Annotated in this window: 28 protein-coding genes and 1 pseudogene; 19 read left to right on the top strand and 10 right to left on the bottom strand. The window is 64.3% G+C overall.

Features of this window, described 5'->3' with window-relative positions:
- Window positions 1-118: integrase core domain-containing protein (locus tag AC5P5R_RS18935; protein ID WP_143566020.1), on the top strand; the 118-nt coding region annotated here is incomplete at its 5' end.
- 127 nt (window positions 119-245) lie between these two features.
- Here AC5P5R_RS18935 and AC5P5R_RS18930 read toward each other — a convergent pair.
- Window positions 246-494 carry a hypothetical protein gene (locus AC5P5R_RS18930; RefSeq protein ID WP_005414723.1) on the bottom strand — a complete coding sequence of 83 codons (249 nt, stop codon included), beginning with the start codon at window positions 492-494 and terminating at the stop codon, window positions 246-248.
- Window positions 495-676: 182 nt separating this feature from the next.
- Between AC5P5R_RS18930 and AC5P5R_RS18925 the strand changes: the two genes are divergently transcribed.
- From AC5P5R_RS18925 to AC5P5R_RS18915, 3 genes are all read left to right on the top strand, one after another.
- Complete coding sequence (locus AC5P5R_RS18925; protein WP_012481467.1) at window positions 677-1,171, top strand: lipocalin family protein; 495 nt, start codon at window positions 677-679, stop codon at window positions 1,169-1,171.
- A gap of 11 nt (window positions 1,172-1,182) precedes the next feature.
- Window positions 1,183-2,391: an NAD(P)/FAD-dependent oxidoreductase gene (locus tag AC5P5R_RS18920; RefSeq protein WP_012481468.1), complete on the top strand. Its 1,209-nt coding sequence runs from the start codon at window positions 1,183-1,185 to the stop codon at window positions 2,389-2,391.
- Window positions 2,392-2,517: 126 nt separating this feature from the next.
- Window positions 2,518-3,000, top strand: a complete 483-nt coding sequence (locus AC5P5R_RS18915) for a hypothetical protein (RefSeq protein WP_005411364.1) — start codon at window positions 2,518-2,520, stop codon at window positions 2,998-3,000.
- Between the two features lie 152 nt (window positions 3,001-3,152).
- Here AC5P5R_RS18915 and AC5P5R_RS18910 read toward each other — a convergent pair whose 3' ends face one another.
- Window positions 3,153-3,587, bottom strand: coding sequence for a PepSY domain-containing protein (locus AC5P5R_RS18910; RefSeq protein ID WP_012481469.1), 435 nt, complete (start codon window positions 3,585-3,587; stop codon window positions 3,153-3,155).
- Between the two features lie 151 nt (window positions 3,588-3,738).
- Here AC5P5R_RS18910 and AC5P5R_RS18905 point away from each other — a divergent pair, with 151 nt between their 5' ends.
- The 3 genes from AC5P5R_RS18905 to AC5P5R_RS18895 are packed head-to-tail and all read left to right on the top strand — an operon-like array spanning window position 3,739 to window position 6,037.
- Window positions 3,739-4,029: a PepSY domain-containing protein gene (locus AC5P5R_RS18905; RefSeq protein ID WP_012481470.1), complete on the top strand. Its 291-nt coding sequence runs from the start codon at window positions 3,739-3,741 to the stop codon at window positions 4,027-4,029.
- A complete protein-coding gene (locus tag AC5P5R_RS18900) occupies window positions 4,029-4,697 on the top strand; it encodes a response regulator transcription factor (protein ID WP_329751368.1) in 669 nt (222 codons plus the stop codon). The genes AC5P5R_RS18905 and AC5P5R_RS18900 overlap by 1 nt, the downstream gene beginning before the upstream one ends.
- Entirely contained in the window at window positions 4,694-6,037 is a 1,344-nt protein-coding gene (locus AC5P5R_RS18895) for a sensor histidine kinase (RefSeq protein ID WP_100438968.1), read from the top strand. The genes AC5P5R_RS18900 and AC5P5R_RS18895 overlap by 4 nt, the downstream gene beginning before the upstream one ends.
- 84 nt (window positions 6,038-6,121) lie before the next feature.
- On the opposite strand, the gene AC5P5R_RS18890 is transcribed toward AC5P5R_RS18895, so the two are convergent.
- The 3 genes from AC5P5R_RS18890 to speA are packed head-to-tail and all read right to left on the bottom strand — an operon-like array spanning window position 6,122 to window position 8,854.
- The gene (locus AC5P5R_RS18890) at window positions 6,122-6,589 is read right to left on the bottom strand and encodes a hypothetical protein (protein WP_100438969.1); all 468 of its coding nucleotides are present in this window, start codon (window positions 6,587-6,589) and stop codon (window positions 6,122-6,124) included.
- A gap of 10 nt (window positions 6,590-6,599) precedes the next feature.
- Window positions 6,600-6,920 carry a DUF6122 family protein gene (locus AC5P5R_RS18885; protein WP_005411369.1) on the bottom strand — a complete coding sequence of 107 codons (321 nt, stop codon included), beginning with the start codon at window positions 6,918-6,920 and terminating at the stop codon, window positions 6,600-6,602.
- A gap of 44 nt (window positions 6,921-6,964) precedes the next feature.
- Complete coding sequence (speA, locus tag AC5P5R_RS18880; RefSeq protein ID WP_005411370.1) at window positions 6,965-8,854, bottom strand: arginine decarboxylase; 1,890 nt, start codon at window positions 8,852-8,854, stop codon at window positions 6,965-6,967.
- A 191-nt stretch (window positions 8,855-9,045) separates the two neighbouring features.
- Here speA and speE point away from each other — a divergent pair, with 191 nt between their 5' ends.
- Window positions 9,046-9,897, top strand: a complete 852-nt coding sequence (speE, locus tag AC5P5R_RS18875; protein WP_049432009.1) for a polyamine aminopropyltransferase — start codon at window positions 9,046-9,048, stop codon at window positions 9,895-9,897.
- A gap of 118 nt (window positions 9,898-10,015) precedes the next feature.
- On the opposite strand, the gene AC5P5R_RS18870 is transcribed toward speE, so the two are convergent.
- A complete protein-coding gene (locus AC5P5R_RS18870) occupies window positions 10,016-10,921 on the bottom strand; it encodes an aspartyl/asparaginyl beta-hydroxylase domain-containing protein (RefSeq protein ID WP_024957655.1) in 906 nt (301 codons plus the stop codon).
- A 435-nt stretch (window positions 10,922-11,356) separates the two neighbouring features.
- Between AC5P5R_RS18870 and AC5P5R_RS18865 the strand changes: the two genes are divergently transcribed.
- The gene (locus AC5P5R_RS18865; RefSeq protein WP_100438970.1) at window positions 11,357-12,016 is read left to right on the top strand and encodes an RIO1 family regulatory kinase/ATPase domain-containing protein; all 660 of its coding nucleotides are present in this window, start codon (window positions 11,357-11,359) and stop codon (window positions 12,014-12,016) included.
- A 278-nt stretch (window positions 12,017-12,294) separates the two neighbouring features.
- Here AC5P5R_RS18865 and AC5P5R_RS18860 read toward each other — a convergent pair whose 3' ends face one another.
- Window positions 12,295-12,633, bottom strand: coding sequence for a P-II family nitrogen regulator (locus AC5P5R_RS18860; protein ID WP_005411374.1), 339 nt, complete (start codon window positions 12,631-12,633; stop codon window positions 12,295-12,297).
- A 155-nt stretch (window positions 12,634-12,788) separates the two neighbouring features.
- Here AC5P5R_RS18860 and ubiK point away from each other — a divergent pair, with 155 nt between their 5' ends.
- A complete protein-coding gene (ubiK, locus tag AC5P5R_RS18855; protein ID WP_100438213.1) occupies window positions 12,789-13,040 on the top strand; it encodes a ubiquinone biosynthesis accessory factor UbiK in 252 nt (83 codons plus the stop codon).
- Between the two features lie 126 nt (window positions 13,041-13,166).
- Window positions 13,167-13,601 carry an NAD(+)--rifampin ADP-ribosyltransferase gene (arr, locus tag AC5P5R_RS18850; RefSeq protein WP_100438212.1) on the top strand — a complete coding sequence of 145 codons (435 nt, stop codon included), beginning with the start codon at window positions 13,167-13,169 and terminating at the stop codon, window positions 13,599-13,601.
- A gap of 146 nt (window positions 13,602-13,747) precedes the next feature.
- Here arr and AC5P5R_RS18845 read toward each other — a convergent pair whose 3' ends face one another.
- Window positions 13,748-14,080, bottom strand: a complete 333-nt coding sequence (locus AC5P5R_RS18845) for a hypothetical protein (RefSeq protein WP_024957927.1) — start codon at window positions 14,078-14,080, stop codon at window positions 13,748-13,750.
- Between the two features lie 491 nt (window positions 14,081-14,571).
- Between AC5P5R_RS18845 and AC5P5R_RS18840 the strand changes: the two genes are divergently transcribed.
- Entirely contained in the window at window positions 14,572-14,871 is a 300-nt protein-coding gene (locus AC5P5R_RS18840; protein ID WP_224119433.1) for an SOS response-associated peptidase family protein, read from the top strand.
- A gap of 150 nt (window positions 14,872-15,021) precedes the next feature.
- Window positions 15,022-15,603: a hypothetical protein gene (locus AC5P5R_RS18835; protein WP_164281643.1), complete on the top strand. Its 582-nt coding sequence runs from the start codon at window positions 15,022-15,024 to the stop codon at window positions 15,601-15,603.
- Window positions 15,604-15,805: 202 nt separating this feature from the next.
- Here the strand turns inward: AC5P5R_RS18835 and AC5P5R_RS18830 are convergent, their stop codons facing one another.
- On the bottom strand, window positions 15,806-16,408 hold the full coding sequence (locus tag AC5P5R_RS18830) for a DUF998 domain-containing protein (RefSeq protein WP_100438211.1): 603 nt from the start codon (window positions 16,406-16,408) through the stop codon (window positions 15,806-15,808).
- A gap of 627 nt (window positions 16,409-17,035) precedes the next feature.
- Between AC5P5R_RS18830 and AC5P5R_RS18825 the strand changes: the two genes are divergently transcribed.
- The 4 genes from AC5P5R_RS18825 (at window position 17,036) to AC5P5R_RS18810 (ending at window position 21,536) form a co-directional block, all read left to right on the top strand.
- Window positions 17,036-17,392 (top strand): hypothetical protein, encoded by a 357-nt coding sequence (locus AC5P5R_RS18825; protein ID WP_024957929.1) that lies wholly within the window; start codon window positions 17,036-17,038, stop codon window positions 17,390-17,392.
- 43 nt (window positions 17,393-17,435) lie between these two features.
- Complete coding sequence (locus AC5P5R_RS18820) at window positions 17,436-18,032, top strand: cold-shock protein (RefSeq protein WP_100438210.1); 597 nt, start codon at window positions 17,436-17,438, stop codon at window positions 18,030-18,032.
- Window positions 18,033-18,132: 100 nt separating this feature from the next.
- The gene (locus AC5P5R_RS18815; protein ID WP_197570755.1) at window positions 18,133-18,795 is read left to right on the top strand and encodes an imm11 family protein; all 663 of its coding nucleotides are present in this window, start codon (window positions 18,133-18,135) and stop codon (window positions 18,793-18,795) included.
- Between the two features lie 41 nt (window positions 18,796-18,836).
- Window positions 18,837-21,536: an XVIPCD domain-containing protein gene (locus tag AC5P5R_RS18810; protein WP_164281644.1), complete on the top strand. Its 2,700-nt coding sequence runs from the start codon at window positions 18,837-18,839 to the stop codon at window positions 21,534-21,536.
- Window positions 21,537-21,635: 99 nt separating this feature from the next.
- Here the strand turns inward: AC5P5R_RS18810 and AC5P5R_RS18805 are convergent, their stop codons facing one another.
- Window positions 21,636-22,394, bottom strand: coding sequence for a carbon-nitrogen hydrolase family protein (locus AC5P5R_RS18805; RefSeq protein WP_100438208.1), 759 nt, complete (start codon window positions 22,392-22,394; stop codon window positions 21,636-21,638).
- Window positions 22,395-22,656: 262 nt separating this feature from the next.
- Here AC5P5R_RS18805 and AC5P5R_RS18800 point away from each other — a divergent pair.
- Together AC5P5R_RS18800 and AC5P5R_RS18795 are read left to right on the top strand one after the other, a co-directional pair.
- A pseudogene (locus AC5P5R_RS18800) lies at window positions 22,657-23,562 on the top strand (YifB family Mg chelatase-like AAA ATPase); the annotation flags it as partial.
- Window positions 23,563-23,951: 389 nt separating this feature from the next.
- Complete coding sequence (locus AC5P5R_RS18795) at window positions 23,952-24,953, top strand: hypothetical protein (RefSeq protein WP_164281646.1); 1,002 nt, start codon at window positions 23,952-23,954, stop codon at window positions 24,951-24,953.
- Window positions 24,954-25,536: the final 583 nt, after the last annotated feature.

The raw sequence follows: 25,536 nt of genomic DNA, 5'->3' as shown, positions 1-25,536 counted from the left end.
TTCCGTGCTGACCCAATGGCTGCACCACTACAACTGGCACCGCCCTCACATGGGGATCGGTGGCCAGCCACCTATTTCCAGAGTCCTGCTGAACAACGTGGTGGGTTTACACAGTTAGTCGACTATCGCGCGCAGCGCGGGCTTTGGCACAGCGTCCAGCGAAGAGCAGTCGACTAACAGTCGACTCTACCCCATCGGTTCACCCCGCCCACGTTTCCGCGCGCACGCGCGCCACGCCGGCGAAGTCAGTACTTCAGGCGCAGCTCTTCGACGGCCGGCTGCTGCAGCGCGTACCAGTCCTGGAACTCTTCCTCGGTGATCTCATCGGGCGCGTACACCGCCACCGGGTGCCAGTCGTGGTCGGTGGGCAGCGGCTGGCGCGGGCCGGCACGCAGGCTGTAGCTGACGCCCTCGTAGTCGACCAGGTCATCAACCTGCGGCCACTGCTCGCGTGCGAACGCGGATTCACTCTTCAACAGGATCACCTGGTACATCGGCACCTCCACCTCGGTTGGATCAGGAAAACACGGCGCTGGCGGCAGCATACCGCCACGCCGGTGACAACGGGCACGCCGCAGCGGCGACGGAACGTTCTGGACACGGCCATCGCCCCGGCTTCACCCGCCCATGGCAAGGCCATCGGCATCGTGGAGGCCCACCCCTGCCACGACCGCCGATGACCGACCACCCGCCGCTGAAGACCGTCGCCGACCTCAAGCTGCCTCGCTACCTGGGCACCTGGTACGAAATCGCACGCCTGCCGATGCGCCACGAGCCGGAAGGCTGCACCGACGTATCGGCGCACTACACCCTGCTCGACAACGGCAACGTCGGCGTCACCAACCGCTGCCGCATGGACGGCGACGTCGAGGAAGCCACCGGCGAGGCCTGTGCCATCGACAACGACAGCGCGCGCCTAGAGGTGAGCTTCCTGCCCAAGGGCCTGCGCTGGTTGCCGTTCGCCAAGGGCGACTACTGGGTGATCCAGGTCGCTCCGGACTACAGCGTGGCGCTGGTCGGCAGCCCGGACCGCAAGTACCTGTGGCTGCTGGCCCGCGAACCGCAGCTGGACGCCACCGTGCAGGATCATTATCTGGCCACCGCCCGCCTGCAGGGCTTCGATCTGTCCGAACTGATCCACACCCCGCACACCGGTCGCCCCACAGCCTGAGCCGCCCACTCATGGACCTGAAGAGTGGCTACCCGTGGTGGGCGGTGCGCAACGGCCTGATCCACGCCTTCCCACCGCTGGAGCGGGATCTGCGCTGCGACGTGCTGGTGGTCGGCGGCGGCATCACCGGTGCGCTGATTGCCGACGAGTTGTCCGGGCATGGCCACGACGTGGCGGTGATCGAGCAGCGTGACATCGGCTGGGGCAGCACCGCTGCCAGCACCGCGCTGCTGCAGTACGAGATCGACACCCACCTGCTGGAACTGGCCCAGCGCTATGGCCAGGACGCCGCGGCGCTTGCCTACCGGGCGTGTGCGGAAGCAATCCCAGCGCTGGGCGACGTGGCACGCGGGTTGAAGGACGTGGATTTCCAGCGCATGGACAGCCTGTACCTGGCCAGCCGCCATCGCGACGTTCCGCGCCTGATGGCCGAAGGTGAGGCGCGGCGCAGCATCGGTCTGGATGCCCGCTGGCTGGGCCCGGAGGCACTGCAGGAACGCTTCGACGTGGACGCCGGTGGTGCCCTGCTCACGCGCCAGGCGGCGCGGGTCGATCCGTATCGGCTGACCTATGCACTGCTGCAGCGCCTGCGTCGGCGCGGCGGCCACGTGCATGACCGCACGGTGCTGCACAGCCTCGACGCCACTGCGCGCGGGGTGACCGCCCGTACCGAAGACGGTGCCACCATCCGCGCACGCCACGTGGTGCTGGCCATGGGCTATGCCAACCAGCGCTGGCTCAAGCAACGGGTTGCACGCAACCGCAGCAGCTACGCCTTCATCACCGATCCCATCGATGCGGACGTGCTCGGCCGGCTGCGCACCACCATGGTGTGGGAGAGCGCCCGCCCCTACCTGTACCTGCGCGCCACCGGCGACCGTCGCCTGCTGGTGGGCGGGCTGGACGACGCCATCGACATCCCCGCCCGCCGCGACCGGCGCGTTCAGAGCAAGGCCGACAAGCTGATGAAGCAGCTGCTGCATTGGTTCCCACGGCTGGACCCGGTGCCGGCGTTTTCCTGGGCCGGCACCTTCGCCGAAACGGCGGACGGCCTGCCGTTCTTCGGCCCGCACGATCAGTGGGGGCCGCGGGTGCACTTCGCCATGGCCTACGGCGGCAACGGCATCACCTATTCGATGATCGGCGCGCAGCTGCTGCGGGCCGGGATCGAGCGGCGGGCGCATCCGCTGGCGGGGCTGTTCGGGTTCGGGCGGTTGTAGCCTGCAGCCAGGCATGGCCTGGCTCTACCGCGAGCGGGCGCCGACAGGCATCATTCAAGCAGCCCCTGCTAGCGTCGGCCTGTACCGCCGCGTGTTGCGCGGCCATCTGTCCGCTGGAGCACCGTCATGATCCGCCCCCTGACCCTGCTGCTGTGCCTGGCCCTGCCGGGAACCGTGCTGGCCCAGTCCGCCGCCGGCGCCACCGCGCCGCAGGCTGCCGGCCTGGACCTGACGCTGCCGCAGGCGCCGATGCGCTACCTCAACGACCCGGCCCTGCAGCAGGACCCGCCGGGCACGTACTACGGTGACAAGAGCGGCCCGCGCGTGCACGACGACGCGAAGATCGCCGACGTCACCGATGACAAGGTCAAGGTATCCGGCAGCTTCACCACCGGTATCGGCTATTCCAAGAACGGTGGCAACAGCCACTACAACGCCGCCACGCTGAACCTGAGCAAGAACTACACCACCGATGAGGGCAAGACCCACGGGGTCAACGTCAACATCCACGTGAGCGAAGGCAAGGGCCCGGGCTTCTTCGGCCCGTACGGCGGCTACTACGGCCGCGGCCCGGGCTATTGGGATTACCCGCCGCCGTTTGGCTGGTAAGCCCCGCGTCGGGCCTGGGCCGACCAAGGTCGGCCACTACCGCTGCGTACGCTTGGTAGGTGTCGACCTTGCATGTGCCGGTGGGTGTCGACCTTGGTCGACACGCTCTGCATTCCGTGCCGGCCAGCGGCCAGCACCTACCCGCACGGGAATCAATCCAGCCAGCCATCGCGCTCGCTGTGCAGGATGCGGCCGTCATAACCGCTCAGGCGCACCTCTACCTTCTGGTTGCGGGCATTGCGGGCTTCGAGCGACCAGGTCGCACCATCGCGTTCCAGCGAATGGATCTCGCGCAGGCCATGCGCCTGTGCCCGTGCCAGCACCTGCTCGGTGGTCAACAGCGCGCGGCTGCTGTGCTCATCGAAGATCTCGCCGGTCTTCGGGTCCACGTAGACCTCGCTGAAGCGGCCATCGGCGCGGCTCACGTCAGCCTCCCACAGGCCATCATCCCGTTCGATCTCATGGATCCGGGTGTAGCCGGCCTTGCGCAGGGTCTGTTCAACCTGGGCCATGCCCAGCGGCGCAGCCTGTACGGCCGGCGCGACGGCCAGCAGGGCAACAGTGGCGAGGGTGAGTGACTTCAACATGGGGGTTCTCCTGTTCGTGTTCGTGGCCGGACCATCCCGGCAACGCCACAATGCACCCCGTGGTTAACAGCGCCTTAGCCGGCACTGTTAGCCAGCTGTTAGTCACCTCCGCCACACTCACGCCTGGTCCTACAGTCCTCCCCGCGCCCCGATGCTCTCCACCCTGCCCCTGCTGCTGGCCCTGGCCAGCGCCCCGACCGCCGCCGCGCCCGCACAGGACCCGGCGCAGCAGGTCGCGCGCCGCGCCGTGCAGCAGGGCCGCTACGTGCCATTGGAAAGCGTGGTGCGCGATGCGCTCAAGCGCTTTCCGGGCCAACTGCTGGAAGTGGAGCTGGACGACGGCGTCTACGAAGTGGAGATCCTGCGCGGCGACGGCGTGGTGGTGGAGCTGGACTATGATGCGCGCAGCGGAAGGCTGCTGAAGACGGAGCTGGACGACTGATGCGCATCCTGTTGGCCGAAGACGATGCCGCACTGGCACAGCGCCTGGTGCCCCTGCTGGAACAGGCCGGCTACGTGGTGCACGTGGTGCACGTGGTCGCCGACGGCCGCCAGGCCGAGGAGATCGGCCAGATCGAAGACCTGCAGGCGGCCATCGTCGACCTGGGCCTGCCCGGGCTGGACGGATTGAGCGTGATCGAGCGCTGGCGCGGCAACGGCCGCAGCTTCCCGGTGCTGGTGCTGACCGCACGCGGGCGCTGGCACGACAAGCTGGCCGGCTTCGACGCCGGCGCCGACGATTACCTCACCAAACCGTTCCAGGCCGACGAACTGGTGCTGCGCCTGCGCGCCCTGATCCGCCGCAGCCATGGCCACGCCAGCCCGCGCCTGCACTGCGGACCACTGCAGCTGGACGTCAACGCTGGCCGTTTCGAGCTGGACGGCCAAGCGCTGTCGCTCAGCCCGCAGGAATTCCGCCTGCTCAGTTACTTCATCCACCACAGCGGCCAGGTGATCGGCCGCGACCGGCTGGGCGAACAGGTGTTCGACGGCGGCCACGACCCGGACTCCAATGCGCTGGACGTGCTGCTCGGACGCGTGCGCCGCAAGCTCGGCATCGATCTGATCCAGACCGTGCGTGGCCAGGGCTGGCGGCTGGCCGCGCCGTGAGCCGGCAATCCTCGCTGCGTCGGCGCCTGCTGCTGGCTGGCGGCGCCGGCCTGCTGCTGGTTTCGCTGCTGGCCAGCGCGCTGCTGGGCGAACTGTTCAAGCGCAGCGCGCGTGACCGCCTCGACCACGAACTGCAGCAGGACATGCTGACCCTGCTGGCGCAGGCCGAAGTGGACCCCGAAGGACAGCTGCGCCTGCGCCAGGAACCGAATGACGCGCGCTTCCAGCGCGTGTTCTCCGGTGCCTATTGGCAGATTGCCGGTGCCGATGGCCGCGTGCTGCTGCAGTCGCGCTCGCTGTGGGATGAAACCCTGCCGGCCATGGCCACAGGTGCGGCCACGCGCAATCTGGCTGGGCCACTACAGCAATCCCTGCGTGCACGCGTGCAACAGGTGCGCCTGCCGCGCGCCAGCGCACCGTTCGTGGCCGTGGTTGCCACCGACCGCAGCGCGCTGGATGCGGATGTAGCCGCGTTCCGCAAGCGCACCGCCATCGCCCTGGGCGTGCTGGTCACGGCGTGGCTGGCGGTGCTCGCCAGCCAGGTCCACTTCGGCCTGCGCCCGCTGCATCGCCTCGGTGCGCAGCTGGAACGGGTACGGCGCGGCGATGCGCAGCGCATCGACACGCAGGGACTTGGGGCGGAGGTCGCGCCACTGGGCGAAGAACTCAACGCACTGCTGGAGCACCAGCAACGCATGGTCGCGCGCGCGCGTACCAGCGCACAGGATCTGGCGCATGCGCTGAAAACCCCGCTGAGCGTGCTGGCCACCGAGGCCGACGGCGACGGCGCGGACTGGCGGGCGACCGTTCGTGAGCAGAGCGCCCGCATGCAGGCCAGTGTCGACCGCTACCTGGCCGCTGGGTTGGCCGCCGACCATCGCCAACGCACCGACGTGGCGACTGTCGCGCAGGCGCTGTGCCGGTTGATGGCACGTGTGCATGGCGAACGCGGCATTGCGTTCACAGCGGAAGGCATTGATCCGGTGCTGCAGTTCGCCGGTGCCAGTGCGGATCTGGAAGAGATGCTGGGCAACCTGCTGGACAACGCCGGGCGGTGGGCGCAACAGCAGGTCACTGTCGAAGCGGAAGCCCACGACGGGCAGTTGCGCATCGAAGTGCGTGATGACGGCCCTGGCCTGGCGGCGGATGCGCTGTCACAGGTCACACAGCGTGGTGTACGCCTGGATGAGCGCGAGGGCAGCAGTGGATTGGGGTTGGCGATTGTGAGCGATATCGCCGCCAGTTATGGCGGGCGCCTGGCGCTGGAAAATGCGCAGCCCGGCCTGCGCGCAACGTTGTGGTTGCCGGTGGGGTGGAGCGGCCAACCTAACGGTGGGTAGTGCCGGCCGCTGGCCGGCAACCACGTGGTCACCGGAAACGCCCTGCGGAAGCCGGCCAGCGGCCGGCTCTACCAAGCACCAATCCTACCGGTCGCCGTGCACCCGGTAGGTGTCCACATTGGTCAACCTCACGGTGGGTAGTGCCGGCCGCTGGCCGGCAACCACGTAGTCACCGGGAACGCCCTGCGGAAGCCGGCCAGCGGCCGGCTCTACCGAGCGCCAATCCGGCCGGTCGCCGTACACCCGGCAGGTGTCGACATTGGCCAACCTAACGATGGGGAGTGCCGGCCGCTGGCCGGCAACCACGTGATCACCGGGAACGCCCAGCGGAAGCCGGCCAGCGGCCGGCTCTACCAAGCGCCAATCCGGCCGGTCGCCGTACGCCCGGTAGGCGTCGACATTGGCCAACCCAACGATGGGGAGTGCCGGCCGCTGGCCGGCAACCACGTGGTCACCGGAAACGCCCTGCGGAAGCCGGCCAGCGGCCGGCTCTACCAAGCGCCAATCCGACCGGTCGCCGTACACCCGGTAGGTGTCGACCTTGGTCGACACACATCAAACATCAACGGTGATGCATCCACCAGCAATCAATCGCGTCCAGCACGATGTGGATGATCAAACCGATGCCGAACAACCGCGTTTTCTTCGGCACGCACAGGCCTGCATACACGGCAATCGCCGGTGCGGTGTGCAGCGGATGGAAACCGATGCTGCAGCGGTTCGGTGCGTAGATCGGGTCGGCCAGCAGGTGGTCCAGGTCGATGATCCAGCCCAGCAGCATCAGCAGCCACGCCGAAGCAAAGCGCTTGCGCCAGAACAGCCATGCCAGCAGGGCTGGCACGGCGGCATGCAGGAACAGGTGGAAGATCGCGCGCGCGCTCATCGGGGCCGGTAGCGCCGGGCCTACGCCCGGCGTTCCCGTTTACATCAGACCAGCGGTTCGTCGGACAGGTAGGTGTAACCGGTCAGGCCGGCTTCCAGCGCCTCCGACAACTCCTGCGCACGTTCCGGCGACAACTGGGCCTCGGCCACGCGCTGCGCATAGGTCGCACGCAGTTCGTCCAGGCGGTAACCCACGTAATCCAGCATCACGTCGGTGGTGTCACCACGGCGCTGCTGGGTGATCGCGTAGCCATCGGCATCGGCCAGCACTTCCACCGCGTCGGTATCACCGAACAGGTTATGGATGTCGCCCAGGATCTCCTGGTAGGCGCCGACCATGAAGAAGCCGATGCGGTAGCTCTCGCCCGGCTTCATCTTGTGCAGCGGCAGCGAGCTGTCCAGGCTCTCGTTCTCGACATAGGTTTCCACCATGCCGTCCGAGTCGCAGGTCATGTCGGCGATGATGCCGCGGCGGTCGGGGGTTTCGTCCAGGCGCTCGATCGGCACGATCGGGAACACCTGGTCGATCGCCCACACGTCCGGGATCGACTCGAACACGCTGAAGTTGACGAAGTACTTGTCGACCAGGCGCTCGTTCAGTTCGTCCAGCACCGGGCGATGGCTCTTCTCGTCATAGCTCAGGCGCGCACGCACGCCGTGGGCGATGGCGTAGAACAGGTCGTCGATGCGCGCACGCTGCGGCAGGTCGATCTGGCCCAGCGCGTAGCTGGCCAGGCCTTCGGCATGGAAATGCTGCGCTTCCTGGAACAGTTCCACCGCCGGGCGCACGTCCAGCTCGTCGTGGATCTCGCGCAGGTGGCGAATCGCCGCCGGCTCATCGTCGTGCTGGTCCGGCACGCGGCCTTCCTGCGCCTCTTCCACTTCCGAGACGTTGGCGATCAGCACCGCGTGGTGTGCCGTCATCGCGCGACCGCACTCGGTCACGATGCGCGGCGGGGTGAGGCCGAATTCTTCGCACGCATTGGCCAGCGGCTGCACGATGTTGCTGGCATAGGAATGCAGGCCGTAGTTGATCGAGCAGAAGCTGCGCGAACGGGTGCCTTCATAGTCCACGCCCAAGCCACCGCCCACGTCGACGTGGGTGATCTTCGCGCCCAGGCGCGACAGCTCCACGAAGTAGCGGGTGGCTTCGCGCATGCCGTTGGCGATGTCGCGCACGTTGGAGATCTGCGAGCCCATGTGGAAGTGCAGCAGGTTCAGGCAGTCGGCGTACTCGGTGTCACGCAGCGACTTCCACAGGTCCAGCAGCTGGCGCGGCGACAGGCCGAACTTGGCCTTGTCGCCACCGCTGTTCTGCCACTTGCCGGCGCCCAGCGAGGCCAGGCGCATGCGCACGCCCAGGCCCGGCTTCACGTCCAGCGCCTTGGACTCTTCCAGCACCAGCTTCAGCTCGGACGGCTTCTCGATGACGATGAAGGTCTGCAGGCCCAGCTTGCGGCCGATCAGGGCCAGGCGGATGTACTCGCGGTCCTTGTAGCCGTTGCAGACGATCAGGCCACCCGGGCGCGACAGCGCCAGCACGGCCATCAGCTCGGGCTTGCTGCCCGCTTCCAGGCCGAAGCCCTCGCCGTGGTGGCTGGCCAGGGTGCCGGCCACGCCGCGGGTCTGGTTGACCTTGATCGGGTACACGGCGGTGTAGCCACCGCTGTACTCCCAGTCCTGCTGGGCCTGGGCGAAGGCCGCCTGCAGCTTGCCCAGGCGCTGGCCGAGGATGTCCGGGAAGCGCACCAGCAGCGGCAGCTTGGCACCGGCCGCGCGCGCAGCATCGACCACCTTGGGCAGCGACACCACCGGGCCGTCGGCCCCGGTCGGTCTCACCACCATGTGCCCGGCCTGATCCACGTCGAAGTAACCGTCCGCCCAATGCGGGATCGAGTAGGTCTTGCGGGCTTGGTCGAGGGACCAATCGGTCATTTCAGTCGGCCTTGTTGGCAATAAAAGGGGGGGCATGATAACGCCTATATGCCCACAGGTTCGTTATCATGCGCGCCCGCGCCCGTGACAGGTTCCAACCTGAACGGGCCGATCCGTCCGGATGTGGCATCTGTGCCACGCGGCCCCGCCCGCCAGCCCGGCTCCACCCCTCCGAACAGGACTGTTTTCCAATGACTGACAGCAACAACTGGTACATCGAACACTTCGAGCGCACCGGCTCGGCCATCGGCTACCGCATCACCGGCAAGCTGGACGAGGTGCAGTCGCCGTTCCAGAAGATCGAGATCTTCCAGACCACCGACTGGGGCAACCTGATGACCATCGACGGGGCCATCATGCTGACCAGCAAGGACAACTTCTTCTACCACGAGATGATCAGCCACCCGGTGCTGTTCACCCACGCCGCACCCAAGCGCGTAGTGATCATCGGTGGCGGCGACTGCGGCACCCTGCGCGAAGTGCTCAAGCACACCGGCGTGGAGAGCGTGACCCAGTGCGATATCGACGAGCAGGTCACGGTGATGGCGCGCAAGCACTTCCCGGAACTGTGCGACTCCAACGACGACGCCCGCGCCGAGCTGCTGTTCGACGACGGCGTGGCCTACATGGCCAACTGCCCGGCCGGCAGCGTGGACGTGGTGATCGTGGACTCGACCGACCCGGTCGGCCCGGGTGAAGGCCTGTTCAACAAAGCCTTCTACGAGAGCTGCTTCAAGGCCCTGAAGGACGACGGCATCCTGGTGCAGCAGTCCGAGTCGCCGCTGATGCAGCTGGACCTGATCAACGAAATGCGCGCCGAGATGGGCAAGGCCGGCTTCGGTTCGTTCAAGACCCTGCCGTTCCCGCAGCCGTGCTACCCCACCGGCTGGTGGAGCGTGACCATGGCGCGCAAGGGCGACAGCAGCTTCGACTTCCGCCAGGCCGACTCGGCCGCCAAGACCTTCAACACCCTGTACTACACCGCCGCGCTGCACACCGGCGTGCTGGTGACCCCGCCGTTCGTGCAGGCGGCATTGAAGTAATGCGTGCCGACCAACGGTCGGCACCCACCCATGCAAAAGAAAAACCCGCGCTGGCGACAGCGCGGGTTTTTTCATGTTCCGGTAGTGCCGGCCGCTGGCCGGCAACCTCATGTAACGATCAGAGCGCCCAGATACCGGCAATCACCGCCACCACCAGGCCCCACTTGATCAGCTGGTAGGCCACGACGCTGCGCTCGCGCAGTGCCTTGGCCTTCAGGCGCACCTTGTAGACGCTGCCGAACGCCTTGTTGACGCCACCGGTCGGGTCACCCGGCAGGTTCGGCGAGGCACCACCGGCCAGCAGCGTGGCCGCCACCGCGCGGTTGAACAGGCCCGGCAGGCCGAAGCGCAGCGGGCGGGCGATGTCGCAGAACAGGATCACCCGGTCATCGGGCGTCTCGTTGTGCGCGTGGTGGATGTAGGTCTCGTCGAACATCATCCACTCGCCATCGCGCCAGCTCTTCTTGATGCCGTCCACTTCGATGTAGCAGCCGTCGTTGTTCGGCGTGGCCAGGCCCAGGTGCAGGCGCAGCGAACCGGCGAACGGGTCGCGGTGCGGACGCAGTTCGCTGCCCGACGGCAGCTGCGCGAACATCGCCGCACGCACGTCCGGCAGCGACTCCAGCAACGCGGTAGTCTTGGGGCACATCGCCTTCGCCGACGGGTGCGACGGGCCATACCACTTCAGGTAGAAGCGCTTCCAGCCACGGCGGAAGAACGAATTGAAACCGGCATCATTGAACGTGCTGGACGCGGCGATCTTCTGCGCATCGCGCAGCGCCAGCGCCTCATCGCGGATCATCTGCCAGTTCTGGCGCAGCGGCTCCAGCTGCGGGAACTCCTTGGCCGGATCCAGGAACGGCGTGGTCGGCACCTTCGAGAACATGTACATGACCACGTTGATCGGGGCCATGAAACTGGAGTGGTCCAGCAGCTGGCGCGACCAGCGCGCGCGGACCTTGCCACGGAAGTGGATGTACAGCACGCAGGCGACGAACAGCGCTGCAATGACGATTTTGATGATCAAAGCACTTTCCTCCAGCCGCGGCCGGAACGGGAAACGGGGCGATGCACGGCCTGGTGGCCAGCATCGGTAAGGAACGCGGCAGGGAACGGGGACGTGCCGAAGGGTGCGGCCGCCGATGTCGCGAATTAACAGCTTATGGTCGGCAGGCCGTGCGTCGGGGTCAAGCCGGACGTGCGCGACGTTCAGCGGGCCGCGGATGAACGAACCGATGCGACGCCCAACCTATTGATTCGGAAAGAACCGTCGACCAAGTGAGACATAATTGTCCGATTCTGTGTGACGAACTGTTCCAGCCACGGCGCCGACATTTCTCCGACAAATCGTGGAATAGCGAACTGGCGAGTACTAAAATTAACGAAAACTTAGTAACTCCCTGTAACACCGGTTCGCTTGACGCTTTGCGCCACCCACCGGGTCGTCCGAGACCCCGACATGTATCTTTCTGCTCTGCCCCCCTCCTCCTGCGGCGATGACGCCGCCACCCCGCTGCTGCTCAAGCGCGGCGAACGCTTCCTGGCCCCCGACGTCTATCGCACCTGCCTGGACGGGCGCGAGGCAGTCATCAAGGACTATTCCCGCTACCGCGGCACGCCCGTTTCGCTCATCGCGCGACTGATGGTGCGCCGCGAGGCCCGCATGCTGCAGCGCCTCGGCGGCTGGAAGCACGCCCCCGCGCTGCTCGGCACCCTCGGTGGCCTGGCGCTGGGCATGGAGTTCGTCCCCGGCCAGACCCTGAGCACCGCACAGGCCGTGGGCAACGAGGTGTTCGAGCAGCTGCAGCACGCGCTCAGCCGTTTGCACGCCGCCGGCATCAGCCACAACGACCTGCATGGCACCAACGTGGTGGTCAGCGGCGGCGTACCGGTGCTGCTGGACTTCACCTCGGCCTGGCGCGCTCCACGCTGGCTGCGCCGCAACCCGCTGAGCCGGCAACTGAGCCGCAGCGACATGAAGAACCTGCTGAAGATCCGCCAGCGCGTGACCGGCCAGGCGCCAAGTGCCGCGCAGGCTGCACTGGTGGCCGACCCGGGCTGGGTCGCGGCCGTGCGGCAGGGCTGGAAGCGGTTCTACAAGTGGGCCAAGCGGCGGTAAGCGCCGCGTCTTTCGGGCGGCGATGGATCGCGAGATGAGATGGGACAGCGCCGGGGGCTGCGTGCCCCGACGGGGACGATGCCTCGGGGGGTGCGTGCGCCGATGGGGACGACATCTCGGCGGCTGCGTGCGCCCTATCAGGTAGAGTCGACTGTTAGTCGACTGCTCTTCGTCCCGAAGCCGAAAAACCCCGCGCTGCGCGCGCAAGTCGACTAACAGTCGACTCTACCTCGTCCCATTCCGGCATCCCTGTCGTGTGCCGGCAGCCCGCGGCGCGCTTACAACGCGTCCGCGTCCAACTCACCGGTACGAATACGCACCACACTGCCCAGGTCGTACACAAACACCTTGCCGTCACCAATCTTGCCGGTACCGGCGGCCTTCACGATGGCCTCAACCACGGCCTCCACCTGGTCATCGGTCACCGCCACTTCCAGCTTCACCTTCGGCAGGAAATCGACCACATACTCCGCGCCACGGTACAGCTCGGTGTGGCCCTTCTGGCGACCAAAGCCCTTCACTTCCGTCACCGTGATCCCAGTGACCCCACGCTCGGCCAGCGCTTCGCGCACGTCGTCGAGCTTGAACGGCTTGATCACCGCCATGACCATCTTCATCGTCTATCTCCTGTCTTCCGGCGTGGAGGATAGCGCCTGAACGCGGCCCGTGCGAAGCCGCTGCCGCCTGTCCGGGCAGTGGGTGCCAGCAGTATCCTTGTGCCTGAATGGCCTGCCCGCGCCGGATGCACGGGCCCACCCCCACGGAGCACCCCATGATCGACCTGAATCAAATCGATGACCTCGCCCGTCGCCTCAGCGACCTGGTGCCGCCGGGCCTGCGCGAATCGCGCGAGGAACTGCAGGCCACCTTCAAGAGCGCGCTGCAGGCCGGCCTGGCCAAGCTCGACCTGGTCACCCGCGAGGAGTTCGAAGTGCAGCGCGCCGTGCTGCTGAAGACCCGCCAGAAGCTGGACGCGCTGGAAACCGCCGTGCGCGAGCTGGAAGGGCGCGGCACCGCAGAATGAAAAAAGGAGGCGCACTGCGCCTCCCGTTTACAGATTATTTCCCGGATGGGGCCTTGCAGCAAAGCCCACCGGGCGCCCTAGACTCGCCGGCCTGTCGATCCGGCAGCACAGAGAGGGGCAGCAGCGATGGCGCAGGACACCGAATGGACACCCGTTTCGCATGACACCTGCGACCAGGTCGCCGGGCCGTTCTATCACGGCACCCGCGCTGATCTGGCGGTGGGCGAGCTACTGAGCGCGGGCTACCGCTCCAACTATCGCGACAGTGTGGTGATGAACCACATCTACTTCACCACGATTGCCAAGGGCGCCGGGTTGGCTGCGGAGATGGCCAGGGGCGAAGGGCGGCCGCGAGTGTATATCGTGGAGCCGACCGGGCCGTTTGAAGACGATCCGAATGTGACCAACAAGAAATTTCCCGGGAATCCGACGCAGTCATATCGGAGTGCGCAGCCATTGCGGGTGGTTGGGGAGATTGTGGAGTGGGAGCTCTACGACGCGGAGTTCGTTCGGCAGTTGAAGGCGTTTGTTGCTTCGGGGAGTGGGGAGATCATTAATTGATGGAGGAAGATCGGCGCGCCACTGTAGTCCTTACTTGCAAGACGTGCTGCCTGGTAGCTAACCCTTAAGCTGTCGCATCGTGGAGTCGAGCCCTCCAAGGAACGAGGCATCGTCGTCCGTCACAAGCGCGCGCGCACCAGCATCACTTAAGCCCGGCGCCAATTCTCGATTCCGCCCAACGGAATGAGATGGGAAGCGAGGCGCTGCATCGATGCGAGGTCTCCTCTGGAAACCCACTCCTCCATCCATTGCCTGTACATTGCTGCTTTGCCTATCTCGCGATAGTGATTCTCGACCAACGCCTGAGCGTGCCCGTCGCCAGAGCGGGCTTTGGCCTCCATCAGCGCTGCAGACTCGTGGCCGTAGCTTTCGCTTCTGCTCCCTGCAACCACATTGTTGTTGGTGCTACCGGGTTGAGTGCAGGCCAGAAGGCATAGCGTGAGACACATGAGCAAGGTCACTTTCGACAGCGCAAACATTCTGCCGCTCCGAATGCTTGAACGATACCAATAGCGCGACGAAGCACGGCGCATTGCATTCAATCGTGCTACGAAGCCGCTTCCATCGTCGCTGATCGATGCAGGCGAGATCATTTCAGCCAAACGCGGTCATCACGGCGCCTCAGCCCTTCTGCGCTACCACTTGAACTACCGTTAGCGCGGCCAGATCCGCGGGGAGAACAACCTGTACTGCAAACACTATCAGATCAAGTGCGTCCGGAGACTTGATTCTCATGACGCAGGTAGTGCTTGCGCGAAGCGAAGATCAATGAAAGGAGCCCAAGTCATATGCGGCCGATTTGTCCAAACCCAGATCCGACGCGCCATCGGTTTGAGCTCCCAACCTAGTGGGCGACCTGCTGTCCATACCAGCGAGCTACAACCTAGCGCCCACAAAGCGCTCTATCGTGGTTCCGAGTTGAGGCGAAGGGCCTGTAGGTGCAGCGACCGTCCAGGGGCCTCCTGCCTTTCTGGGCAAAGGCGAAGAGCCTGCAAGGCTCTACCATCAATGCCCGTATCGGGTAGCCCGGAGCACGTTCCATGCACGCGGGTGCCTGATCCCGATAGCGGGCTACTACGAGTGGTCCATCAACCCGGACGACAAGATGAAGTACCCGGGGTTCATCCGTGCTGCGACGCCGCTGCGGGCTGCAGGCGCTTGGGGAAACGCCAGCAAGCTGGTGGGCGAGGACAATCTGGCCACCTTCACCGTGACCACCGGCGACAGCAGCAGTGTGACGGCGGACCTTCATGACCGCCCGCTAGTATGACTGGCACTTGGCCAGGCCGAGGATTGGATTAAGGCCGACGCCGATGGGGCCCACCTTGTCAGGCGCGTGGTGAGCACGCTTCGCAACAACAGCGAGGCCTTGCTCGTTCCCGTGGCATAGTAGCCAGAGAACGGCAACTAGCGAAGATCAATGGACCAGACTACCGCACATGCGAATCTGCAACATGCTCGCACGCGATTCTTCGTCGCGGGTGCGGCGCATGCATTGCTCACGGGATCGTCAAGCGGAAAGCTCATCCTCGAGCACGAGATCGTCTTCTCGGAAGCTGGATTCTTCGTTAATCTCAAAGGGGCGGAGAAACCAGCTGGAAATGCACGAATCGTCTCATTCAATCGCGCCACGGAAAAAGACGAGGCTGCAGCACTTCTTCAATTAGCTTTCCAGAAAGTTCTTAGCGACTCCGTCGACACTGTCAGGGCATATGCGCGCCATATCGGCGAATGGGAGAGCCTAAAGAAAGAACACTGGTTTGCGTTTGCACACCACCTACGCAACGCATTCAGTCACAATGGACGATGGCACTTTGAACGTCACGCGGTGGTCCCGGTGCAATGGCGTAGATATTCCATCGACCGAAGCATGCAGGGTGAATCCGCTAGCGCTTTCTTGTCCCATTACGATGGAACTGAACTGATGGCACAGATGATTCTTTACGTTTCAGGTATCGTCGATTACCGACAAATCCACATTCCGAAGCAACCATGTGCATGAGCAGGAGCACGAAGCTCCTCATCGGAGCCACGCCATTGCCAATATCATGGCACTGACGACGAGTGGTTCTGTCACCACCGACCACTCGGGCAACGAAGTTGGCTTGATTCGCTTGAACGTAGATCAGCTGACGGCGAGAGATTCACCCCTTCTAAGCCCCACACGCTCAACAGCTATCCATGTTCTTGCCCTGCCCGTCCTATCAATGCGCAGGCTGCGTCCGCAGCGCGCTTGACCCTCTGCGCAGCAGGTACACCGCAACAAGGAATGGCCACAGCGAGTTGATCGACGAGAACAGCCGCTGTGTCAGCCCCCTGAATCCCTCCGGATCCGCTCCCACCACGTTCAACCAGAGATAGACGATGCCCGCGATGCTCACCATAGCGGTCACGGCGTACGCCCTTCGGTTGGCCGACCACGCGCTCAATTCGATGTGCGACATCGCCGGTGCAATGATGTTGGCGATACCGATGGTGTAGAAGCCGTGCATCGGATCGCCCATGGGCCAGAGCCCGTTGGTCAGCATGGAAATGCCAAAGACCAACCAGCAGATTGCACCTACTGCAATCCGGCGACCGGACTCCCGCCATGTCCCGATGGAGAACGCCACGAAGCCCATACCGGAGCCGATAGCCGCAATCCTGCCGCAGATGCTTGCAAGCGTTGGCGCCTGCAGCAGCTCGCTGGCGTGCTGGGCAAGCGGGTTGTAACCCGGCGCGAACAGGGCAGCAACGCTGGTCCAGAACAGGAACCACGGAAGCGGGAGCAGACCCGCAGACAGAAGAAGTCGATTGCGGCGTAACACGTCCAGTGATCCTTGTAGCGGCCTGCGCCAGTGGGTGGAGTCCGTTCAAACGCCGCAGAACCTTCCTGCTGCGGGCAGGACAGTTCCTGGTGACTACAACGGTAGTCAGGTTCTGCGTGACGCCCCACGGGGTCAATAGGCAGAAAGTCACTCACGCATGGAGGCGAATTACGCGGCATCCATCAGCGACCGTCAGACCAATGCTGTCGCATTTGCCGCGCCCTACATCTCTGACGGAAGGTTCTGACGACTCCGTTCCAGAAGTGCCGCTGCGCCTAGCACACCAAGGCTCTCGCCCCTTTCCACGCTATGCGACAATGCCAAAAGCGTCTCGGGTTTTGGCGGCATTGACCCCTACCCGTTGGCATTCCGAACAACAGCAGGTAATCGTTACTGCGCCACCGTGCATCGGTGGTCGGGACTCGAAAACCCGTTTTGTTGGGAAGTAGTTTGCGCTTGCCAGCCGGCACCACCGCGCGTGGTGCCGGCTGGCAATCCGTCTGCCGGCTATGGCGGGCGGGGCGTGGGGGTCTTGTACCCGCCGGTTCCCAACATCCGGTTTTCGAGCCACGCTCTGCCCGCCACCTTTATCGGTGGCGGCTTCTGCCTGCTTGCACGGAGCCCGCCATGACCACGCCGCACTCCCCTCCCCCGCGCCCGATCCAGGAAGCGCCCTCGGCCGCCCCGGCCCTGGATCCCAACAGCCTCATCGCCATCCTGCACGCCATCGGCGCGGGCGCTGCGGCCGACGGCCAGCCCTGGCCCGAGCGGCATCACCTGCGCAGCCGGCAGATGGCGTTGTCCGACGCCGACTGCGCACTCACTGGCCAGCGCATCGTGCAGGAGATCCTGCTGGCGGCCGAACGCACGCGCCAGAACGGTGAGCCTGAGCAGTACGTGGGCGACCGGGTGATGGAGGGGCTGGTGATGGCCGATCTGGCGCTTACTGCGTTCATCCACGAACGGGTACGGCCCAAGGACTGAGCGCTTGTGGCGCGTACGTTTCTGCCTGTGTCTGGGGTGACAAATGAAGAACCACAGCCTTGCCGCTGCGGCGGTGTGCGCCTCGATCATGGCGGCGGTGTGGATGGGGTGGCCCGAGCCTGCGGGCGATCAGGTGTGGGCCTACCAGAAGCTGCGGCCGGCCGATTACCGCCTGCTGCACAGTGATGCACTTGGCTTCGTGACCGCGAAGGCCCACGAGGGCTTAGAACTGCACGCGCGCCATCCCGGGGCGACGTCCTTCGAGATCCGGTGCAAGGGCGTGCTGGTGATGGACGTGGAGAACGCGCCCTCGCGCGTGCTGATCCGCATGCCTGCCGATGCACGGTGGCGGGCGCCGGACATCGAGCGTCTGCGCACCAGCTTCGAGCGTTGGCTGGATCTGCACCAGAGCCAGGGGCGGTTGCTGGTGGAAAGTGCGGGGCCTTCGTGGGTTGAGGCACGGCTTGGGCGCCTTGACAGGTCGGTGCCTGATGACCAGCGCTGCGTGTTCAGGGACCCAGGCCACCCTCGGCTGGAATCTCCCTCGTCATTCCGCCTATCCAGCAGACCATTGCAGGCAGTGGAAGGAATGGCAGCATCATCCTCGGCATTGTTCCGAAATTCCAAAAGAGCCGCGTGAATCACGTGCCCTCGGCATCGTTTCGGCGCAACTTGTGGCTGCGCAGAAGCCCCGCTAGCATCGGCTCAACGGTTTTTCCCGTTCTGCCCCTGCATCCATGATGGAAGCCCCCGTGACCGAATCGACCGCCACCGAAGTTTCAGCCGAAGCCGCATCCCACAAGGGCGAATTCTTCCTGATCGACGCAGGCTTGCTGAGCAATGGCGGGGTACCCGGTATAGAGATCGCCAACGAAGACAAGCTGATCGATCCGGGGATGAATGTCATCTCGCGTCCTGATGGAACGCCAGGCCAGTATCCGGAGCGCCCCCACCTGGTTCATGTGCCCGAGAAGGGCGCAATGCCACGCGATCTGGAAGAGCTCGCTGGCATCTGGATTGTGTCGGAGCCGTTGAAGCAGCTGTTTGAGCAGATGGACCCCCAGGCGTTTGCCTTTGTGGCCTGCGACTTCAGCCTTGCCGACGGCAGCCCCGGGCCTCAGTACTACCTGGGCAATGTGCTGCGCAGGCTCGACGCTCTGGATGAAGCCTCGTCCCGCGTGAGAATCAAGCTCGACCACAATTATCAGACCGGCGAGGACGAGAAGCTTTACAGCCTCGTCGGCGGCGCCAGCCTGGTGTTCAAACAGGACGTTGTGGGTGATGCCCATATCTTCCGCCAGGATCGCATGGGCGCACCGCCCATCTGCGACCGCACGATGTTTGATGCATTGAATGCCGCCAACTTCTCCGGCGTACGGCTGCGCGACGTAGCCGATCTCTAGGACGAGCGCCTTCAAACGGATTCTTGAATGAGGTGGTGCGCATGGCCGACACACCGGTTTTCCAGGGACACCATCTGATCGAACAGAATGCGTTCGAACAAAGCCAGCTGCTGAAGTCGCTTGCCAGGAGTGGTCATTTCACGCTCCACGGTTCCGACAACATCCTCAACCTGCCCGCGAACCCCGCGCTGGCAACCCGGTTGGGTATATCGCCGCACTCGGGCGGCCCGTTGAGTGCGTACTCGGATCAACTGAAGTTCGTTCTCGACGACCTCGCAGAAACCTACGATGGCCGAGCGCTGTTGGCGAAGGATTCTGCGCCGGATGTGCGCGCTGCCGCCGCCGAGCGTATGGCTGCCCGCATCCAGAACCTGGAGTTCACGCTTCGCGCCGGCATCCTCAACGGCGACCTGGTCACCAACACGCCGGAGAACATGACCCCGGCCGAAGCCAACGCCAGGATCCGCACCTTCTTCGCCGATCTGGACGGCTACCAGCGCACCCACGCCGCGCAGATTGCGGAACTGAAGACCCTCAACCCGACCGAGTTGCGCTGGCGCGGCGTCACCCGCTCCGAAGCCAACGTGACGGCGGCGCTGGATGCCATCGACCAATCCGGCAACTCCACCCTGAGCGAGCGCTGGGGGGGCCGCGCATCGTTGGGCACCGCAATCCAGGAGGCCAACCAGGGCGGCCGCCTGCCGCTGAGCGAGCACACCGCGGCCCGCGTGCGTAAGGCGTTCAACCCGGAGATGCCACTGACCATCGTGCGCCCTGGCCCGGCAACCACCGCTCCGGAACTGGCCGGCTCTGCTGGGCGCGCTGGCGCTGCGGAAGGCGCCGCCGAAGCTGCCACCGCGCGGGGACAGATTACCGGCGCACGCGTACTCGGGGCTGCGGGTGTTGCCGCACTGGCGGTGGACTTCGCCATCACCGGCCACCGCGTGGCCGAGTTGCACAGCGAAGGCAACAACGCCGGCGCAAAATCTGCGGCCACCCACTTCGTGGGGCGCACTGCAGGCGGCTTCGGTGGCGGCTTCCTGCTGGGCGCGGGGTACGGATTGTTCACCGGATCGTGGACCGGGCCAGGTGCGCTGGCTACCGGGCTGCTGGGCGGCGTGGCCGGTGGCTTCGGCGGTGAGTACTGGGCTCAGTACCAGGACAAGAAGGCGGTTTACACCCAGGTGGACCGCAGCGGCAACGAATGGAGCCGCGATCCGGAAGATGCCAAGGGCACCTGGAGCCGCAGCGTGCGCACACCGCAGCCCGACGGAAGCTACCGCGAGATCACGATGGTCGCCGGTGGCCGGCTGCTGGATGAGCTGAACTACAAAGCCGCCAACGACTCATATTCACTGGGCATGGCCAACCTGCCCAGGCCGCAGAACCCCTTCAAGCTTGATGCAGGCGGCGAGAGCACGCCGCCGCGCGAGCCGTTTGAAACCAACCGCCACTACGTGCGCAATCCGCACAACGGCGAATGGAACCTCTCCATCCACTCGATGATTGATGGACGCGTCCCTTTTGACTACAGCGTGCCTGTCAGCCCGGAAAAGTCGGGCCAACTGGAACGGGAATCGCAGCGCATCATTGCCCAGAACGCCTTGAACACGCCGGAGGCGCTTGCCGCCCGTTACCAGGTGGCGTTCAACCAGTACAACTGGCACGAGTTCGCCACCATTGAGCCGGTACCGGAGGTGATCACCAACGCGCTGACCCAGACGCAGCCCCTGCGCGCTTCCAACGGCGAGAAGTACACGCAGGACCCCAACGGGCAGTGGCAAACGCCGGGTTGGCTGTATGGCACCAACCCGGCCGAGGGCAGCATCGTCGAGGAGCTCAATCGTACGCGCCAGAGCCAGCAGGCCGGCGTACAGGAGCTGACGTCCATGGCCGACATCGCCCGGGCCAACCCCACGCCAACCGAATACGGCCTGCGCAGCCAGGTGGTGGACGCCTACCGTAGTGCCGGCATTGTGCGCAGTGCAGAAGAGATTGATGACGCCGTAGCCGCCGTTGCCCAGGATCACGCACGCGCCGTGCCCGACTTCGGTACGTTCATGCTGCAGGTGCAAAAGGATGGCTCGCTGGCCACACTGGCCGGGAAAGATGACGAACGCATGCAGATCGTCTGCGTCACCACGCCACAGGAGATTGCCCAGGCACACGTGCAGCGCTCGACTGCGGAGCAGCAGCCCGCGGATGCCCTGCCGCGCGCGCCAACTTCACCTGAGCCCGCACCGAGTGCATCGCCGCCACACACCTCCAGGCCTGCCACGCAGCACGACGCTGACGTAGACCGGCACCACGGCACGGCCCTTCGCCCAGATGGCAGCGGGCTGCTGGAACAGCTGCGCTCGTCGGTAGCCATGCTGGATGAGAAGAACAACAAGCCGTGGGACCAGAGCAGCGACCGCCTGCTGGCCAGCGCCTACCGGCTTGCAGCAGAAGCCGGGTTCAAGCCCGGCGACCAGGTAGACATGGCACTGAGTGAAGCCACCGAAACCCGTGCTGCGGGCGCCACGCTGTTCGTGACGCGCTCAGGACCGGGCGCGTCATCGGACCCCGCCGCCAACCGGGTGCAGATGCCAACACAGGAGGCCCTGGCGGTCGCACCGGAGCAGCAGTATGCAGCGGCCAACCGGAGCCTCGGCGCTCAGGATCGGGAGCAGTCGCAGCAGCTGGCACAAGCGCAGGAACGGCAGCAGGAAGAGAGCCGGCAGGGGCCGCGGTTGGGTTGATGGCAACGTGACGCTTGGGTTCTTCATGAGAACGCCAGGGTTCCTGCCTGGACGGAATCAGGCGAATGCTCCCTCCGAACATCTCAAGCCTTCCGGAGGTTAGCCCGCACTCCCGAGCGTGCCCATTGCTGGGAGTGTCACGGCACTACCGCTCTGATCTGCGAGGTCATACACCACCAATGCCTCGTCTCCAGTTCCGGCGCGGCACTTCAGCGCCCCCCTGTTGTCCCAGGCGGCGGACCCTCCCGTCATCTCGAATCCATCGGCATGGCCCACGCCGTTGCATACCAACACGATCATCCCAAGCTCCCGCGCGACTGTTGCGTAGTGGCGGTGAGCCCGCTCCATACCGATCATGTTCTTTGCAACACTGGCAACGTAGACCGTCGCTCCCGCGTCCTTGGCTCGCAATGCACTTTCCATCTGTAGCGACTCGAAGCAGATGGCGGGGACCAGAATTTCCTGCCCAATGGTTACTGACAGGGACGTGGTTCCTGCCTTGAAATAAGGCAGTTCGTCGGGATGCAGCATCTGCTTGGTGTAGACAGCCGGTGCCTGACCGCTGCGGAAGACGAACATGCCGATCTCCGGCCCATCGTTGCCGCGATACGGCCCGCCGACTGCGACCAGAATCTGGTGCCGATCGCTCAGAGATTGGAATACCTCCAGACGTACATCATCTGCCGTCATTGCAAGCTGTTCGGCCAACCGTGGCTCATAGCCGGTCAGCGACATCTCCGGAAAGAAGACCGCCGCACCGCCACACGAGACGGCCCGTTCAATGAAGTGCACGTGCCGTTCGATATTGCCATCGATGTCGCCAGGGGCTGATCGCATCTGTGCTGCAACAATCTTCATTCCATCCTCTCTACTCAGACGCAGGCCGAAGCAAGAACCGCCTCGTACGCTGATTATGCAACCGCCGGTTGAGTGCATCCATCGGGGATCGAGGCGCGATCGGGTTGCTTCAGCGAGGCGACTCCTGATGCGCAGCGACATCTGTTCAGGGAAAGGGATCGCCCTTGACCGGAATCCCCTTAGCCGTTTCACCCGCAATGCCCGATGGCGCCGTGCCGAATGCCTGCCGCACCATCGAACATCCATCCGCAGGAAACCACACATGAGCCTGGCGCTGGTCCACAGCCGTGCCCGCGCCGGGGTCGATGCCCCGCTGGTGCGGGTGGAAGTGCATCTCTCTGGCGGCCTGCCTGTCACACAGATCGTTGGCCTGGCCGAAACCAGCGTGCGCGAATCCCGCGAGCGTGTGCGTGCCGCCCTGCTCTGCGCGCGCTTCGACTTTCCGCAGCGGCGCATCACGTTGAACCTCGCGCCCGCCGACCTGCCCAAGGAAGGTGGTCGCTACGACCTGGCGATTGCCTTGGGCATTCTTGCGGCCAGCGGCCAGGTCGATCCACAGTCGCTGCTGCAGTACGAATTCCTGGGCGAGCTTGGCCTGACCGGTGAGCTGCGGCCGGTGGCCGGTGCACTGCCGGCCGCGATTGCCGCCGCTGAAGCCGGTCGCATCCTGGTGGTACCGCCAGGGAATGCCGCAGAGGCAGCTTTGGCCGAGCACGCCGATGTGCGTGTAGCGCGTACGCTGCTGGAGTGCTGCGCCGGGTTGGGCAATCCGCGCCTGTTGCCGCCCGTGGAACGCGTGGACACGACACCGTTGCCACTACCCGATCTGGCCGACGTGCGCGGGCAGGCGCATGCACGACGCGCGTTGGAAGTGGCCGCCGCCGGTGGGCACCATCTGTTGTTGATCGGCAGTCCTGGCTGCGGCAAGACGCTGCTGGCCTCGCGCCTACCCAGCTTGTTGCCGGATACCGAAGAGACTGAGGCGCTGCAGCTGGCCGCGATTGCATCGGTGAGTGGCGAAGGGCTGGACCCAAGACGATGGCGGCAGCGGCCCTTTCGGGCACCGCATCACAGTGCCAGTGCGGCGGCGCTGGTAGGTGGGGGCAACCCGCCCTGCCCCGGTGAGATATCACTGGCCCACCATGGAGTCCTCTTCCTTGACGAGCTCACCCTTAGGTTGTCAAGTTGACTGACAACACTCGATCCCAGCGACTTCTCTGCTCATGCCTCATTTGCCGCCCCGGGTTTTCGCATGTAAGGGCCAACTCAGAGCCAGACCACTGCTAACTATTAGGCTCACAGCGGTTGCCGCAGCCAACTTAGACCAGTTAGAAAGCCATTACGGGCTGCCGCTCCGGGACAAGAGCGTAGGTGCGCGCAAGGCAAATCGTACGGCCATCGGGCACCCTGCAGTGGAGCAATGGGGCACGCAATTGCACCATCCAGGAGCCATAGGAAGGTCCTCAGCCAGATTCGAATCATCGCTGATGGATTGACGTTTTTTACTGCCTGGGCAGAAGGCTTAGAGGATGGCCTCGTCAAAAATGAGTCCGCCGGATGACTAGCCTATCCAAGCCAGCTCAGATTACCATCGAACCAGTACAGGGAGGATACGATTTGACGCTGATTCTATTGGGCCATGAGTTCGGCCGCACGGAAGTTCGACAGCAATTTCGGCTTCAACACAAGGATCCGAGCTACCGGGGTCTCTTTGCCATTTCCGACAGCGCGCTTTCAAGCTCTGAAGTACGTGATGACGGCGGGATGAAGTACACCACGTTGTTCACTGGTATTGAGAAGGTCAATGAACTCAAGATCCAAGTGGGACGACCTGACATCCTTCGCAATGGCCACTTCACCAACAATTTCTACCCGGCCCACCAGGCTACAGCGTTCTTAGCTTTTGCTGGCAACGCTAACGAAGCCCACCATGTGCTTGCCTCGATCCGCGAGGACTTAGAGAACCTTCACTTGAGCTTTCGATTTGACAGTCAAGAGGGTGAACCTAAAGGACACATCATCATCCCGCGAAGTGCAAGCAACCCCATGAGCGAGCGCGGGTACTCGTGCTCGGAAGACACGTTTGACCCCGACCAAGTCCAGCACCTCTACACGGCAGACCTTTTCGTCTCTATCGCGGCTCAGGCGATTCAGCGCGCCTTGCAGTCTTCAATCGCGTACAGCTCCACAAACACGCTCCCGCGGACTTTGTCCACATACGCACTCGGCATTTGGTGCCCGGTTTTGCAGCAACACAATCTTTATCGGCTGACTCCACGGGCCAAACTGGTCAATGGCCGCTTTACCTTTGTTACCGAGCCGGAAGTCGTACCAAAAGAAATGGTTTTGGCACTCGGCACGAAAGTCGTCGCAGACTCCCTACCTATTCAGGAAACCTACGATAAGTCGCTAGCGGAAGGCGAATCGACTGCCGAAGCCATGGTCGCACTTGTAGACGAGGCAGTTGACAAGCAGTTTTCCGAATTCAGTGGGCGTCCTGTTGATCGGCCTATTAACCAATATCGCCTCAACAAAGGCCTGTTTCACGCGCTACGTTAGCAGCGCGTCATCCAGGGTGCGACCGCGACAACGGCCAACTATCGGGCCGCAGCAAGGTCAGCTTCGCCAATCCCGGAAAACCAGTCTCTTAAGGTCATCCATTGACGTCTCTCTCGTTGAACTTGGCACCGCCATCACAATGGGGTACCGGGCTCTGGTCACGGCGACCTAACTGATGCGTCCCTCTTTCCTGCTAGTCCCACCAAGGATGTCCTCCAGGGCACTCTTCTTCATCAGATAGATCACCGCCGGAATGCTCTCATCCTTCGCTGAATGTACTGTAGCTACGTGAGCGGATTCTGAGGCACTTCGGCTGACAGGACTCTTCACCAAAGGACCGGCGCTTGGAACATCCGCTGCGGTTACATGGGCCTCGAAGGTCGGCACATACCGCGCGCAAGCGCTGCTGAAGCGAGATGCCTGACTGCCGAATTTCCTAGAGAAGATCCACCTGTGGTGAGCATACCTACCAAGACACTCGCTCGGCAAAGAACAGCCGAGCCGGAGCGCCCTTAGCCGTTCGAGCCCAGAGTATCGCCCCATCTGAAAACCAACTCGTCGAGCGCAGTCTCCTGATACTTTT

The sequence above is a fragment of the Stenotrophomonas sp. YJH_SMC_19 genome (assembly GCF_059367915.1).
Note: the sequence above shows the minus strand (reverse complement) of the source record. Positions and strands in the feature narration are given on the sequence as shown.